Raw genomic sequence first — 14,372 nt, forward strand, 5'->3', positions numbered from 1 at the left:
TTCGGCCGTCAGCCCTCGCCGTTGACGAACGCCCGCACCGAGTCGGCGACCATCTGCACGGCGATCGCCGACAGCAGCAGCCCGGCGATGCGGGTGAGCAGCATCGTGCCGCTCTCACGCAGCAGTCGGCGCACCTGCCCGGCGAAGCGGAGCACGAGGTAGACGACGAGCATCGCCCCGACGAGGGCGGAGCCGACGGCGACGTACGCCCCGGTCGTGTCCGAGCCCTGCACCGCGAGCATCGTCGCGACGATGGCGCCCGGACCCGCGAGGAGCGGCGTCCCGAGCGGCACGAGGGCCACGTTGACGCCGGCGTCGGCGAGCGAGTCGGACTCCTTGCCGGTCAGCAGCTCGAGCGCGACGAGGAGCAGGAGCAGGCCGCCGGCCCCCTGGAGCGCGGCGATCGAGATGTGGAGGTAGTCGAGGATGCTCTTGCCGAAGAGCGCGAACATCCCGATGACGAAGACGGCGACGAGCGAGGCACGCCGCGCCGCGACGTGGCGCTGCACCTTCGTCAGTGACCCGGTCAGGGCGAGGAAGACCGGCACCGCGCCGGGTGGGTCGAGGATGACGACCAGGGTGATGAAGGTGCTGAGGAAGACGGTCGTGTCGAGGACGCTCACGGCCTGACGACCTCCGTGGCCCTGCTCGAGGCCGCCTCGATCGCGTCGAGCACCTCGAGGGACGTCGTGTTCTCGGCGAGACGGTTGCGCTTGCCCTCGCCGTGGTAGTCGCTCGAGCCCGTGAGGAGCAGCCCGAGCCGGTCGGCGAGCGCCGTCGCCCGGGCGACCTCCTCGGGACCGTGGTCGCGGTGGTGCGCCTCGAGCCCCACGAGCCCGGCCTCGCGCATCCGCGCGACGAGGGCGTCGTCGAGGTCGCCCGACCGGGTCCGCGTGAAGGGGTGCGCGATGACCGGCACCCCGCCCGCTGCGCGCACGAGCTCGACCGCCCGTACCGGGTCGGGCGCGTAGTGGCCGACGTAGTAGGGCGAGTCGTCGCCGAGCCACGAGCGGAACGCCTCGTCGCGGTGGCGGATCGTGCCGTTGGCGATGAGGGCGTCGGCGATGTGGGGGCGTCCCGGGGTGGCGCCGGGGCCGACCTGCGCGAGCACCTCGTCGTAGCCCAGGGGTATGCCGTCCGCCGCCATGAGCGCGACCATCCGCTCGAGACGCGTCGAGCGGGAGTCGCGGGCGCGGGCGAGCTCGTCCCGGAGCGGCCGGTCGTCGGCGTCGGGGAGGTAACCGAGCAGGTGGATCGAGGAGTGGCGCCAGGCGCACGAGATCTCGATGCCGCGCACGAGCGTCACACCGTGGACGCGGGCGGCGTCGGCGGCCTCGGCCCAGCCGCCGACCGTGTCGTGGTCGGTGATGGCGAGGACGTCGACGCCGGCCGTGGCTGCAGCGGCGACGAGCTCGGTCGGCGTCTCCGTGCCGTCGCTGACCGCCGAGTGGGCATGCAGGTCGATGACCGGGCGTGGGTGCCCTGCACTGTCGGTCCCGGTCGGAGTCACGCCCCCAAGCGTAGGGGCGCGCCGTGCCCACCCTGCCGTGCCCACCCCCGCCGCCCCTCCCCGCAACACACCGTGCAGGTCACAACCCACCGGGATCGGATCACGGTGGGTTGTGACTTGCACGGTGTGTTGCACCAGTCAGCAGGGTCAGGCCGGGCGTGGGGCTAGGGGGGCGACGAGCGCACTGGCGGAGCGCACCCGGGCACCGATGAGCCCCGGGCGGGCCAGCTCGCTCCAGATGACGCGCTCGACGGGGTGGCCCAGCCGCCGGATCGCGTCCTCACGTCGCTTCTCGAGCCAGACGACCTCCTCCGGCCCGGCCGAGCCGTCCTCGGCGTCACGCTGGCGCGCGTACTTCACCTGCCCGTCGAACTCGAGGACAACTCCGTCCACGACCAGGTCGACACGCGCGATGAAATGGCCACCGGAGTCACGCAGGACCACTTGGCTCTCGGGGGTGAAACCGAGGCGACGCAGCGCCAGACGAGTTCGGGACTCGCCCACGGACTCGCTCCTGCCGTCCATGAGCAACACGGCCTCCAGGGCCCGCCGGCGCCCTTGGTGCGGGGAGATGAGCGCCACCTCGGTGACCAGATCCGCCTCGGTGACCAGACCTCGACGCAGAGCCGCATCCCCCGCCACGACGGCACAGTCCTGGCCCATCGTCAGGGCCGTCCGAACGAGTGCCCGCGCAGGCGAGACACTCGGAGTGTCCGCGACCGGAGCTAGGACGACGCCGTCGTCCGGATGGAGCCACACTGCCCCGCGGCGCACGCCCTGGACCGTGTCGGTCACCAGGTCGATTCGTGCTGCGTCGTGTCCCCAGAGCGGCAGCCCGAGCACGGCGAGGGCCGCGTGGTGGCTCAACGCGTCACCCGGTCTGGACCTCGCTACCGCGAGACACCCGAGCCGGTAGCGCTCGTCGGGCGACGCGTGCTGCCAGACGGTCGCCTGGACGTAGGCGCCTCGCCGCACCCGAACCAGCTCGCGCGCACGGAGTGCCCGGTGCAGGCAGGCATTGGTGACCCCTGCGGCCAGGGCCTCGTGGGCGGCGAACATCCCGCCTTGGCGGCCGGCCAGAGCCTCGAGTCGTGTGTCCATGGGAGCAGGCTCTGGGGCATACGGCCAGGTTCTCGTAGTCGCGACGGCACCTGTGGACAGAGGGGTCGTCGGCGCGCCGGCTGTGGACGGCCACAACGCACCGAGTAGGTCACAACCCACCGGGATCGGATCGCGGTGAGTTGTGACCTACTCGGTGTGTTGCGGGAGAGGGCTGGTCGCGCCGTGGGTCAGGGCTGCGGAGCCGCCTCGGAGGTGGCGTCGCGGCCCGGCCAGTTCTTGTCGGGGACGGGGACCGGTCGGCCGGGCTGCTCGCCGCCGCGGGCCTCGAGGTAGTTCTCCTTGGGCACCATGACCTTGCGCCGGAAGATGCACACGACGGTGCCGTCCTGCTTGTAGCCGATCGTCTCGACGTGGACGACGCCGCGGTCGTCCTTCGAGGTCGACTCCCACTTGTCGAGGACCGTCGTCTCGCCGTAGATCGTGTCGCCGTGGAAGGTCGGCGCGACGTGCCGCAGCGACTCGATCTCGAGGTTGGCGATGGCCTTGCCCGACACGTCCGGCACCGACATGCCGAGGAGCAGCGAGTAGACGTAGTTGCCGACGACGACGTTCTGCCCGAACTGCGTCGACCCCGCGGCGTAGTGGGTGTCGAGGTGGAGCGGGTGGTGGTTCATCGTCAGCAGGCAGAAGAGGTGGTCGTCGTACTCCGTGACCGTCTTGCCGGGCCAGTGCCGGTAGACCGCACCGACCTCGAACTCCTCGTAGCTGCGTCCGAACTGCATTCCCGCTCCTCGTCGAAGGTGGTCACCCGGCCCCGCTGGGACGAGCGGCTCCCAGCCTGCCGGAGCGGGCGGCATACGCCCATGGTCGTATGCCGTGTGCTTGCTCACGCCTGCGCGTCGGCGTCGCTCGTGGCAGCGAGGTCGCTCGTCTCGGAGAGCACCGGCGCGGTGCTGCCGGACGCGTCGGGGTCGGGGTCGGCGGGGAGGGTCGCGCCGGCGGCGGGACGCGGCCGCACGCCCTGGCTCTTGGCGACGAGCAGGCTCGCGAAGTAGGTGCCGAGCGAGACGCCCGCGGCGAGCCCGAGGCCGAGCCCGAAGGCCAGCAGGAGCGTCGGCACGCCGACCGCGAACCCGTTGCCGTCGGGGTTCGTGACGATCTGCGAGATGCCCTCGTAGGCCATCCGGCCCGGCAGCAGCGGCACGATCGCGGCCGTCGTGACGGCGAGCGCAGAGATGGTCAGGTGCCGGGCGACGAGCCGGGCCGCGAAGCCGATGACGAGCGCGGCCGTCGCCGACGCGCTCACAGCGCCGAGCTGCAGCAGCCGCTCCCCCAGCGCGAGGACGGCCCAGCCGAGGCCGCCCGCGACCCCGGCCACGGCGACCGCACGGCCGCTGGCGTAGGACATGACGGCGAACGAGACGGCGATGATGACGGCGCAGACGACCTGCACGACGACGTCGTCGCTGAGCAGGGTCTGCGAGCTGATCGCGATCGGGTAGTCGAGCCGGTTGCCGAGGGAGAGCACGACGGAGATGCCGACCGCGATGCCGAGCGAGAGCACGATCACCTCGAAAGCCCGCGCGCCGGCCGTGACGTAATAGCCCTCGAGGGCATCCTCGGCGGCGCCGACGACCGACAGTCCCGAGAGCAGCAGCACGATGCCGGACGCGACGACGAGCGAGGGTGACACGTCGCCGACGAAGGTCATCCCGGCCGACTGGGCCGCGACGACGAGGGTCGCCACCGCGGTCGGGATGGCCGCGCCGACGCACTGCGCGAAGAAGGCCGCGACGCCTGCGCCGGTGAGCCAGCTGAGGACCCGCCCGACGACGGTCGCGGTGAGGAAGCTGAGCAGGATGATGAACGGCCCTGCGCCCACGAGGCCGGCGGCACCCGCCGCGAGCGCGCCCCCGGCGACGGTGACGAGCCAGCGGCGGTAGGGGTGTGGGGCCGTGATGACCGAGTCGAAGCGCACCCGGGCCTCGTCGACGGGCACCGGGTCCTGTGAGAGGTCGACGATGAGCCCGCGGAGGCGCTCGAGCCGCGTGTAGTCCTGCACGCGGAACCGCACGATGCGCATCACGGTGATCGGGTCGGCGTTCGGGCCGCGGTGGTAGGAGACGGTGACCGACGTGTAGGTGACGTCGACGTGGACCGAGCTGAGGCCGTACGCCTTGGTCAGGGTGAGCACGGTCGCCGTGACGTCCGCGGCGGCCGCTCCGGTGGCGATCATCGCGACGCCGGCGCGCATGGCGAGGTCGATGACGGCCTGGGCGGTCACCGAGTCGACCCCGTCCGGCGTCGTCCAGATGGGGATCTCGTCGGTCGGCGGCCCGCTCGGTCTCATGGCCCGCCGGGTGCTCGCCCTCAGCGAGGGCAGGCTCCGGTGGGCGGTGGTCGGCCGGGCGGGTCGGTCGGTGCGGGCCACCCCCAGACCGTATGCCACCGCCCCGGACCCGCAGGTACCCCACCGGGGTGCCCGGCGGGAGCGGGACGGGCCGTACGCGGGCGCGGTGAAAGCTGGTTCGGCGGTCCCCGTGCCGCGTGGCACCATGGCGGGGTGATGAGTGAAGAGCAGAAGACCTCTCCGAGCCGCAAGCGCCCGACGACCGACGAGTTCCGGGCCTTCGTCGCGACAGGGTGGGCGCCGCGCGACACCGGGGTGACCCCCCGGGCCGAGGTCGCCGACCACGCAGCCCGTCGCCGTGACGCCGTCAGCGCCGCCTTCCCCGGTGAGCGCCTCGTCGTCCCGGCCGGCGGCCTCAAGGTGCGCAGCAACGACTGCGACTACGTCTTCCGTCCACACAGCGCCTTCGCCCACCTGACGGGCCTCGGCAGCGACCGCGAGCCCGACGCCGTGCTCGTGCTCGAGCCGCGCGCCTCCGCCGACGGCGAGGCCGGCGACGGGCACGAGGCCGTCCTCTACTTCCGCCCGCTCGCCGACCGCGACACCGAGGAGTTCTTCGGCGACTCGCGCTACGGCGAGTTCTGGGTCGGGGCCCGCCCCACCCTCGCCGACATCGAGTCCGAGCTCGGCGTCACGGCCCGCCACATCGACGAGTTCGGTGAGGCCGTCGGCAAGGACGCCGGCCAGGTGACGATCCGCGTCGTGCGCGACGCCGACGCCGAGGTCGCGACCCGCGTCGACAAGGCCCGCGCCGCCGCGGCCGAGACGCAGGAGTCCGCCGAGGCCGAGACCCGCGTCGACCGCCAGCGCGAGGCCGACGAGCAGCTCGCCGCGTTCCTCTCGACGCTCCGCTTCGTCAAGGACGAGTGGGAGGTCGAGCAGATGCGCGACGCCGTCGACGGCACCCACAAGGGTTTCGACGCCGTCATCGCCGACCTGCCCGAGGCGGTCCGCCGCGGCCGCGGCGAGCGCTGGGTCGAGGGCGTCTTCGGCCTGCACGCCCGCCACCACGGCAACGGTGTCGGCTACGACTCCATCTGCGCCAGCGGCGACCACGCCAACACGCTGCACTGGATCAAGAACACCGGCGACATCAAGGACGGCGACCTGCTGCTCCTCGACGCCGGCGTCGAGGTCGACTCGCTCTTCACCGCCGACATCACCCGCACCCTGCCGGTCAGTGGCACCTTCACCGACGCGCAGCGCAAGATCTACGACGCCGTGTACGCCGCCCAGGAGGCCGGCATCGCGGCCTGCAAGCCGGGCAACACGTTCAGCGACGTCCACGCAGCGGCCATCCGCGTCATCGCCGAGCACCTCCACGAGTGGGGCCTGCTCCCCGAGGGCGTCGACGTCGAGGGCACGCTCGACGCCGACCACGGTCAGCACCACCGCCGCTGGATGGTGCACGGCACGAGCCACCACCTCGGCATCGACGTGCACGACTGTGCCCTCGCGACCCGCGAGGAGTACTCCGACGCCGAGCTGAAGCCGGGCATGGTCCTCACCGTCGAGCCGGGCCTCTACTTCAAGGCCGACGACGAGCTCGTCCCCGACGAGTTCCGCGGCAACGGCGTGCGCATCGAGGACGACATCCTCATCACCGAGGACGGCTGCGAGAACCTCTCGGCCGCGATGCCGCGCAGCTCCGACGAGGTCGAGCGGTGGATCGCCCGCATCTGGGACGGCGCCGAGGCCTGAGCGACTGACCGACCCTCCCCCACCTGACCGAACGCGGCTTCGGTCTCGAGCTCCGCGGCAGCACACCGCTGTCGAGACGGAACGCCGCGTTCGGTGGGTCAGGGCGACGTCGACGACACCGAGCCGTTCAGGTCGGGGCCCGGGATGCGCGGGCTCCACTGCTCGACGAGCTCGACGAGCGAGGACGCGTCGGCGGACTCGAGGTTCGAGCCGAGCACGGCCGGTGCGCAGTCCGGGTCGATGGTGAGGCGCACGGGCGGCCCCACGGCATACGTGAGCAGGAGCGTGAACCGCCCGTTGCTCGGGTCGTCCGGGCGCTGGCACGTCTGCCCCGTCGGCTTCGTCGGCAGGGCGCGCAGCGCTGCGACGACCTCGGCCGACTTCGCGGCGTCCAGCTGCGCCACCTTCACCGTGCCGTCTGCCGCGTCACGGCACACGGTCGCCGTCGGGTTGCCCTCCGGGGCCAGGCTCCGGTCGTCGCCGAGGCGTCCCCACGACGCCCGGTTGCACGCGGCGACCCCGGCGGACGGAGGGGTGCGCGTGCCGAACATCTGGTCGAGCACGACCGCCGGGCCGGGCCCCGACCGGAAGTCGCCGTTCGTCGACGTCGAGCAGGCGTTGGCGTCGGCCAGCGCGCCGACCCACACGATCGCGTCACCGTAGGCGGCCCCGACGACGTATGCCGTCTCGTTGCCGGCCATGAGCGTGCACACCCGCTGGGCCCCGGTGTCGCGCGGCGACCACGTCAGAGCCTCCACCAGTGCCGCCCGTTGTGCGTCGCTCGCGACGGTGCGCTTGGCCAGGCGGAACGGGGCCGAGACCGGCTTCATGATGTCGGCGGCCGGGTACCCACAGACGACGAGCGAGGTCGGGTCGCGGTCGGGCAGGAGCCGACCCGTGGCGTCCACGCCCTGCGGCTTCTGCGGCACGGGCACGGGCTTGTCGAGGGCCGCGGTGTCGATGGACTCGGGGCACCGCAGACCCCCGTCAGCCTCGACGGGCTGGCTGGTGACGGGCCGCACCGGGCCGGCGGCGAGCGACGTCTCCCCCGGCTGGGGCGCAGTGGCGCTGCCGCACGCGACGAGCGCCACGGCGGCGGCGACGCCGGTCACGAGGACGCGGCCGACGGCATACGGGCGGGGCCTTCGGGACTGCATCGGGCGCTCCTTCGTCGGGGATCCGTCACCGGGAAGGACACCTGGGCGAGCGCATTCGTTGCAGCTGCCTCAGCCGGCGGGAGGCGGCGGACCCGGATGGTCCGGGCTCGACGGCTGCGTCGGCGGCGAGGTCGGAGTGACCGGGGCGATGCCGATGCCCTCCCGGACGCCGACGTCGATGCCCGCGTCGGCGAGGATCTGGCGACCCTGCTGGGCGAACTTGTGCTCGCAGAAGACCTCGTAGCGGGTCGCGACGACCTGGCTGACCGACGAGAAGTCGCGTGCACCGCGGGTGAAGGCGTAGCCGACGACCGACCAGATGAGGCCGAACACGGCGCCGTAGAGGGCGGTGTAGAGCAGCAGGGTCAACGGGTTCGAGGGGCGGGAGAAGAGCGAGAGGATCAGGCCCACGAAGAGCCCGAGCCACACGCCGGAGAGCAGACCGCCGAGAGCCACACGTCCCCACGTGAGGCGCGCGGTCACCCGCTCCATCTGCTTGAGGTCGGTGCCGACGATGAGGCAGTTCTCGACCGGGAACTGGTTGTCGGACAGCGTGTCGACGGCCTTCTGCGCGTCGACGTACTGCTCGAACACACCCAGCGACATGGGGTACTCGAGGGAGAGTGTCGCGAATCCCTGGCGTCCCCCCGGACCCTTCGGTTGCAGGCTCATGCGTCCATCCTCGCATCCCCGCCGCGGTGGAGAGGGGCCCTCAGGCCTTGAGCTTGTAGTCCTCGACGAGGCGGCGGCCGATGATCATCCGCTGGATGTCGGCCGTGCCCTCGCCGATGAGCAGCATCGGCGCCTCGCGGTAGAGGCGCTCGATCTCGTACTCCTTGGAGTAGCCGTAGCCGCCGTGGATGCGGAAGCTGTCCTCGACGACCTGCGAGCAGTACTCGGACGCAAGGTACTTCGCCATGCCGGCCTCGAGGTCGTTGCGCTGGCCGGAGTCCTTCTTGCGGGCGGCCTTGACCATCATCTCGTGCGCGGCCTCGACCTTGACGGCCATGTCGGCGAGGCGGAAGAGCACGGCCTGGTGGTCGACGATCTTCTTGCCGAAGGTCTCGCGCTGCTGGGCGTAGGAGATGCCGAGCTCGAAAGCCCTTCTCGCGACACCACATCCGCGAGCAGCGACGTTGACACGGCCGACCTCGACGCCGTCCATCATCTGGTAGAAGCCCTTGCCCGGCTCGCCGCCGAGGATCTGCGCGTCGGTCGTGCGGTGCCCGTCGAAGATGAGCTCGGTCGTGTCGACGCCCTTGTAGCCCATCTTGTCGATCTTGCCGGGCACCGTGACGCCCTGGGCGGTCTCGCCGAAGCCCGACTCCTTGTCGACGAGGAAGGTCGTCATGTTCTTGTAGACGGAGTCGGCGCCCGTGTCGGTCTTGACGAGGACGGCGACGAGGTTGGCGGAGCCGCCGTTGGTCAGCCACATCTTCTGTCCTGTGATCGACCACTCGCCGTCGTCGCCCTTGACGGCCTTGGTCTTGATGGCGGCCACGTCCGAACCGCAGCCCGGCTCGCTCATCGAGAACGCACCCCGGATCTCGCCCGTCGCCATCTTCGGCAGGTAGTGCTGCTTCTGCTCCTCGGTCCCGTGCTGGAGCACCATGTACGCGACGATGAAGTGGGTGTTGATGATGCCGCTGACACTCATCCAGCCGCGCGCGATCTCCTCGACGCAGAGGGCGTAGGTCAGCAGGGACTCGCCCAGGCCGCCGTACTCCTCGGGGATCATCAGCCCGAAGATCCCCATCTCCTTCATTCCGTCGACGATCGCCTGGGGGTACTCGTCCTGGTGCTCGAGCTCCATGGCGACGGGGATGATCTGCTCGTCGACGAACTCACGGACGAGCTTGATCAGCTCGGTCTGCTCCTCGGTGAGGCCGTCGGTCTGCTGCAGTCGGGACATGCTCGGATCGCCACCTTGCGTCTGGGCTCTCGGACAACTGCGACCGAGTATGCCGTCGCGCCGGGCACGCGGTCAGTGCGCCCGCGTGTGAGTGTCGACACCTGTGTCCTCGGTCACCGGAGTTCGTCGGAGCCACCAGCTACCAGAGCTGGCCGAAGGCGACCTTCTTGGCCTTGACCGGGCCCTCGAGCGTCGAGCGCTGGCTGAAGTCGCCGTCCTTGAGCCCGGCCGTCACGGTGCGGAGCAGCTCGGTGCGGGTCGCCGTCGGGCTCGCCTTCATGGCCTTGAGGAAGAGGTAGGTGAAGGCCCCGTTGGAGCGGCCGTCGAACGTCGCGTCGGACGCCGTCTGGTTGGGCTTGCACGCCGCGAAGAGGACGGGCTTCGAGGCCGTGGCGCGGCTCTTCGTCAGCTCCACGAGCGCCTTGCGGTCGACGGTGCGCACCGGGGTGACGGCACGGATGGACCTTGTCTGCTCGAGCCCTCTGGGAGTCGGCGGCGGCAGGTAGCGCGGCCTGCGGCCGAGCAGCTGGGCCTGGAGGATCTCGTCGAGGTCCTTGAGGCCGGTGCCGCTGTGGCACGTGTCGAGCAGCACCTCGAGCAGGACGCCGGCGGGCACGCGGGTGAAGAGGTCGCGCAGCTCGTCGTCGACGATGACGGTGTCGCGGTCCCACTGGTCGCCCTTCTGGCGGATGTCGTGGCACGCGAAGGCCTCGTCGAGGCCGTCCGGCTCGTCGTCGCCACCGGGCTCGTTGGGCACCTGCGTGCCGTGGCTGGAGAAGGTGAAGATGAGGTGGTCACCGGCCTTCGCGGTGTCGACGAGCGTCGTCAGCGCCGCCATGACGGCCTTCTTCGTCGCGCCGGCATCGGTGAGCACCGTCGTCGCGCGCGCGGTGAAGCCGAGGGGCCGCAGCGCCTTGGCGATGTCGTTCGCGTCGTTGACGCAGCCGTTGAGCCAGCTCGTCTGCGGCAGCGACTCGAACTCGTTGATCCCCACGCACAGAGCCCTGCTTGCCATGGCCGTTCCTTCCTTCTCGGAACCCCTCGGTTGAGCGGGTTCGACTGGGGTGTATGCCTTTTCACACTGTCTCGAGGACCGCGTCGGGTCTCGCGTACACGACATAGGCGAGCCACGTCGGGTCGTCCGCGTCCCGCGCGGCCGCCCGGGCGAGCGCGCTCGCCCGGGACATCTGGGTGCCCTTGAGCAGCTCCTCGTAGAGCGTCTCGACGAAGACCCGCGCCGGCTCCTCCTGGACCGACCACAGGCACGACACGAAGGCCGAGGCGCCGGCGTCGAGGAACGCCTTGGCGAAACCGCCCACCGTCGTGAAGAGCTCGCCGGACCGTCCGGTCTGACAGGCGTTGAGGACCACGATCGGGCCGACGCTGTCGGGGCCCGTCCAGTCGAGGTTCTGGGACACGTCGGTCGAGCTGAGGTACTGCTCACGAACGCTGGTGCCGCGCCGCTGGCCCTTGAGCAGCACCTTCGCCTCGGCGATGTCGTCGGTACGTGCCGCCCCGTGGCCCGAGAAGTGGAGCAGGTCGAAGCCGCCGCCGCGCAGGAGACGCTCGACGCCGCTCGGGGTCGCCGTCACGGCCTTGGCGCCGAACCGGTCCTTGAGGTAGCCGGCCTCGGCGACACCGACGTCGTTCTTGAACATCGGGTTGGCGTAGACGGGACAGATCGACCGTGCGTGGCCCCGGCGCACGCGGACGGCCCGGGGCGGGAAGCTGCCGAGCTGCCAGCGCACGAGCCCGCCGGACGCGAGGAAGCGTGGCGTGGTGCCGCGCTTGCCGCGGGCGGGCTTGAGGTGAACGAGCTCCCACGGCACGAACGGCTCGTCCGTGTAGACGATGAGGTCGTGCACGAGCTCGCGGTGCTCCCAGAGGTAGGCCTGCATGTCCTCGGGGAAGAACTGGTCGAAGAGCATGGTGCCGGTGTTCTGCAGCTGCGACATCCTCTGGCGCGGCGTCAGGTCGGGGTCCTTGATGACCCGCTCCACCTCGGCGATCCGGTCGCGCACGAACTCGTCGCGCCCGAGGATCGGTGCCGACTCGAAGACCCGCTCGGCCTCGCCCGGCACGAGCCGGAGCGCATAGCTGTAGACGCGCTCGCCCGTGACGCGACGACTCTCGACGATGTCGAGACAGGGCAGGCCGTCGAGCTCTGGGGCGTCGATCCCGGTGTGGACCGTGGCGGTGACGGGCGTCGGGGCGACCATCCCCGCAGCGGCTGCGGTCGACTCCAGGGTGACCGTGGCGACGGGCACCCAGCCCTGTCGTAGGACGACGGAGACGCGGACGGGCCCGGGCGCCAGGGCACGTACCCGGAAGGTCAGCTCGCTGGCCCAGTCGCCGCTCGGCAGGCCGAAGACCTTGGCGTCGGTCTCGAGGACCTGCACGTTGTCCTTGGCGTAGACCTGCACACTGATCGGGCGCTCCGCGTCGACGTGGACCGTCCTCGAGACGTGGACCGTGCCCTCCGTCGGTGCCAGCGTCTGCCGTGCCAGCCGAACCCGCACCGTGGCGTCGGCACCCGGGGACACCGTGGAGGGCATCTCCGCCGCGAGCTCGGCCTCCGTCGTGCCCTCGAGAGGGCTCGTCGGTCCAGTGCTCGGGGGCCTCTCGCGGTCACGGCGCGTCGCCTGCTTCGCCGTCGTCTTCGTCGCCCTCTTCGACGTCGCCCTCGTCGGCGTCGCCTTCCGGACGCCCGTCCTCACCGGCGGCTCCGCCCGCGGGCCGGGTGATGGTCTCGCAGGCGGGCGTGCGGTCGTGCCGGGAGGCCTGGTCGCGGACGGCGGACGGGCGGCCGTCGGGGGCCGGGCGGCGGTGGTCGGCGCCTCCACCTCGGCCATCTCGAGTCCACGCTCGTCACCACCACCGTCGGCGCCGAGCACCGGCCCCGCGGTCATCCACTCGGGCAGGTGCGCCTCCGCGTCGGACGCGCCGAGCCCGAGCGGCAGCCACTGCGAGATCGCGCCGATGACGGAGAGCTGCGAGAAGTAGTTGACGTGGTACACGACGTCGTTGGTGCCGAGCGCGAACGTGTCGCGCACGTAGCCGCCGGTCGGCGGGCCGATCGCCGACATCGAGTCGGTGTCGACGACGAGGTCGTTGCGCCCCTTGAAGATCCCGTCGACGAAGCCCTCGGCGAGACGGACGGCGAGCTCGCGGGGGAACTCGGGCGGGTTGTGGTGGTCGTCGAAGAGCGACACGTGGAAGTCGGACGAGACGACGTACCAGCTCGTCCCGGGCCGGGGCTGGCCGGGCTGGTCCTCGTTGAGGCTCGTGACGAAGGGCCCGTCGGGCGTCATGGCGGCGAGGCCGGGCACGCCGTCGTCGCCGGCGGCGTACGACACGAGGTACTTCACGAGCGCGCCGACGCCACGGACGACACCGCTGACGACGGCCGCGAAGGGGGCCCCGCCGGGCACGAGGGAGAGACCGGCGGCGGTCACCAAGACGAGGTTCGTGTAGAGGTCGACGAGGTCGTGCCAGCGCTCTGGGTCGGCGAGGTGGGTGCCGCCGTTGGTGGAGGCCACGAAGACGATGGAGTCGACCGCGACGCGCAGTCCGGCACCCGGCAGCACCGACTCGACGAACGACCGCGTGACCAGCCCGCCGCGGCTGTGCGTGATGACGTCGAGGACGAGCTCGCCGTCGTGGGGCGCGAGCAGGGCGAGCAGGTCGCGGGCGTTGCGCTCCGGGTCGACGCTGAGCGTGCGGTGGTCGAAGCCGATGACGGCGTCGTACGCGGACACGAGGGTGTCGACGAAGCCCTCCGCGCCGGGCGTGACGGCGAGAGCTCCGAAGGCACTGGTGGTCGACGAGAACGTGCCGTGGACGAGGAGCAGAACCCGTGCCGCGCGGTCGGTGGGGAGGCCCACCTCCGCGAGCGAGCCGACGGGCTTCCACGCGTCGAGCGCTCCCCCCGTGACGTGGACGAGCCCGGTGCGCACGCCTGACTCGAGTCGCTCGACGACCTTGCCGACGATGACGGGCGCGGCGAAGCGCAGCACGATCGCCTGGAGGACGCCGTGGGCGAGGTCGCCGAGCAGCCCACGGTCAGCCGGTCCTGCGCCCGGCCCGTCGAGGCCCCGTGACCGCGGTCGCGGACGGCGCGCGCGCTGCGGCTGCACCGACAGGGCGAAGGACACGGTGCGGGGGCCGGGGTCGATCGACCGCGTGCGCTCGGCGGCATCGACCGGCAGGTGCCACGAGTAGACCCCGTCGCGCTCGAGCAGGACGACGGCGTCGTTGCCGGCCGGCACGTCGACGTCGAGCTTCACGGTGCCCGCCCTGTTGGCCGGCGCGGGACCACCCAGGTCGCGAGATCGCTGTGGTGTCAGGTCGATCCGGTCGACGACGACGAAGTCGTCGGTGCGCAGGGCCTCGACGAGGGCGGCCCGCTCGGCCGCCCGCCGGTCTCCTGACGGCAGGTCCCGGTCGGTGCGGTCGGTCGCGGCGGACGCGTCGTAGCCGCGGGGCGCGCGCACGCGCACCGCTCCCCCGCCGAAGGACGCGGACGGCATACCTGGGCTCCCTCCGAGACGTCTCCCCTGCTCCTTGCCACGGTAGAGGTGAACGGGGGGCTCGGTGATACAGATCGCGGCAAACGCTCGA

Annotated in this window: 11 protein-coding genes; 1 reads left to right on the forward strand and 10 read right to left on the reverse strand. The window is 71.6% G+C overall.

The genetic code is table 11. The features are described 5' to 3' along the window. Positions 1–8: 8 nt before the first annotated feature. From ASE25_RS00140 to ASE25_RS00160, 5 genes are all read right to left on the reverse strand, one after another. On the reverse strand, positions 9–623 hold the full coding sequence (locus tag ASE25_RS00140; protein ID WP_056821943.1) for a MarC family protein: 615 nt from the start codon (positions 621–623) through the stop codon (positions 9–11). Continuing rightward, positions 620–1,510 carry a PHP domain-containing protein gene (locus ASE25_RS00145; RefSeq protein ID WP_056821945.1) on the reverse strand — a complete coding sequence of 297 codons (891 nt, stop codon included), beginning with the start codon at positions 1,508–1,510 and terminating at the stop codon, positions 620–622. Before ASE25_RS00145 ends, ASE25_RS00140 begins: the two co-directional genes overlap by 4 nt. A gap of 147 nt (positions 1,511–1,657) precedes the next feature. Then, entirely contained in the window at positions 1,658–2,611 is a 954-nt protein-coding gene (locus tag ASE25_RS00150; RefSeq protein ID WP_056821948.1) for a type IV toxin-antitoxin system AbiEi family antitoxin domain-containing protein, read from the reverse strand. Between the two features lie 188 nt (positions 2,612–2,799). Next, positions 2,800–3,429, reverse strand: a complete 630-nt coding sequence (locus tag ASE25_RS00155; protein ID WP_327191906.1) for a MaoC family dehydratase — start codon at positions 3,427–3,429, stop codon at positions 2,800–2,802. A 29-nt stretch (positions 3,430–3,458) separates the two neighbouring features. After that, a complete protein-coding gene (locus ASE25_RS00160; RefSeq protein WP_235508478.1) occupies positions 3,459–5,003 on the reverse strand; it encodes a threonine/serine exporter ThrE family protein in 1,545 nt (514 codons plus the stop codon). A gap of 135 nt (positions 5,004–5,138) precedes the next feature. Between ASE25_RS00160 and ASE25_RS00170 the strand changes: the two genes are divergently transcribed. Continuing rightward, a complete protein-coding gene (locus tag ASE25_RS00170; protein ID WP_056823679.1) occupies positions 5,139–6,683 on the forward strand; it encodes an aminopeptidase P family protein in 1,545 nt (514 codons plus the stop codon). Positions 6,684–6,781: 98 nt separating this feature from the next. Here ASE25_RS00170 and ASE25_RS00175 read toward each other — a convergent pair whose 3' ends face one another. From ASE25_RS00175 to ASE25_RS00195, 5 genes are all read right to left on the reverse strand, one after another. After that, a complete protein-coding gene (locus tag ASE25_RS00175; RefSeq protein ID WP_056770821.1) occupies positions 6,782–7,840 on the reverse strand; it encodes a hypothetical protein in 1,059 nt (352 codons plus the stop codon). Positions 7,841–7,909: 69 nt separating this feature from the next. Further along, positions 7,910–8,512 (reverse strand): general stress protein, encoded by a 603-nt coding sequence (locus ASE25_RS00180; RefSeq protein WP_235508479.1) that lies wholly within the window; start codon positions 8,510–8,512, stop codon positions 7,910–7,912. Between the two features lie 40 nt (positions 8,513–8,552). Next, complete coding sequence (locus ASE25_RS00185) at positions 8,553–9,752, reverse strand: acyl-CoA dehydrogenase family protein (protein ID WP_056770827.1); 1,200 nt, start codon at positions 9,750–9,752, stop codon at positions 8,553–8,555. A gap of 139 nt (positions 9,753–9,891) precedes the next feature. Further along, positions 9,892–10,767, reverse strand: a complete 876-nt coding sequence (locus ASE25_RS00190) for a caspase family protein (RefSeq protein ID WP_056821953.1) — start codon at positions 10,765–10,767, stop codon at positions 9,892–9,894. Between the two features lie 61 nt (positions 10,768–10,828). After that, on the reverse strand, positions 10,829–14,281 hold the full coding sequence (locus tag ASE25_RS00195; protein ID WP_056821956.1) for a CHAT domain-containing protein: 3,453 nt from the start codon (positions 14,279–14,281) through the stop codon (positions 10,829–10,831). Positions 14,282–14,372 lie beyond the last annotated feature (91 nt).

The sequence above is a fragment of the Terrabacter sp. Root85 genome, assembly GCF_001429185.1.
In the GTDB taxonomy this organism is placed as follows: Bacteria; Actinomycetota; Actinomycetes; order Actinomycetales; family Dermatophilaceae; genus Terrabacter.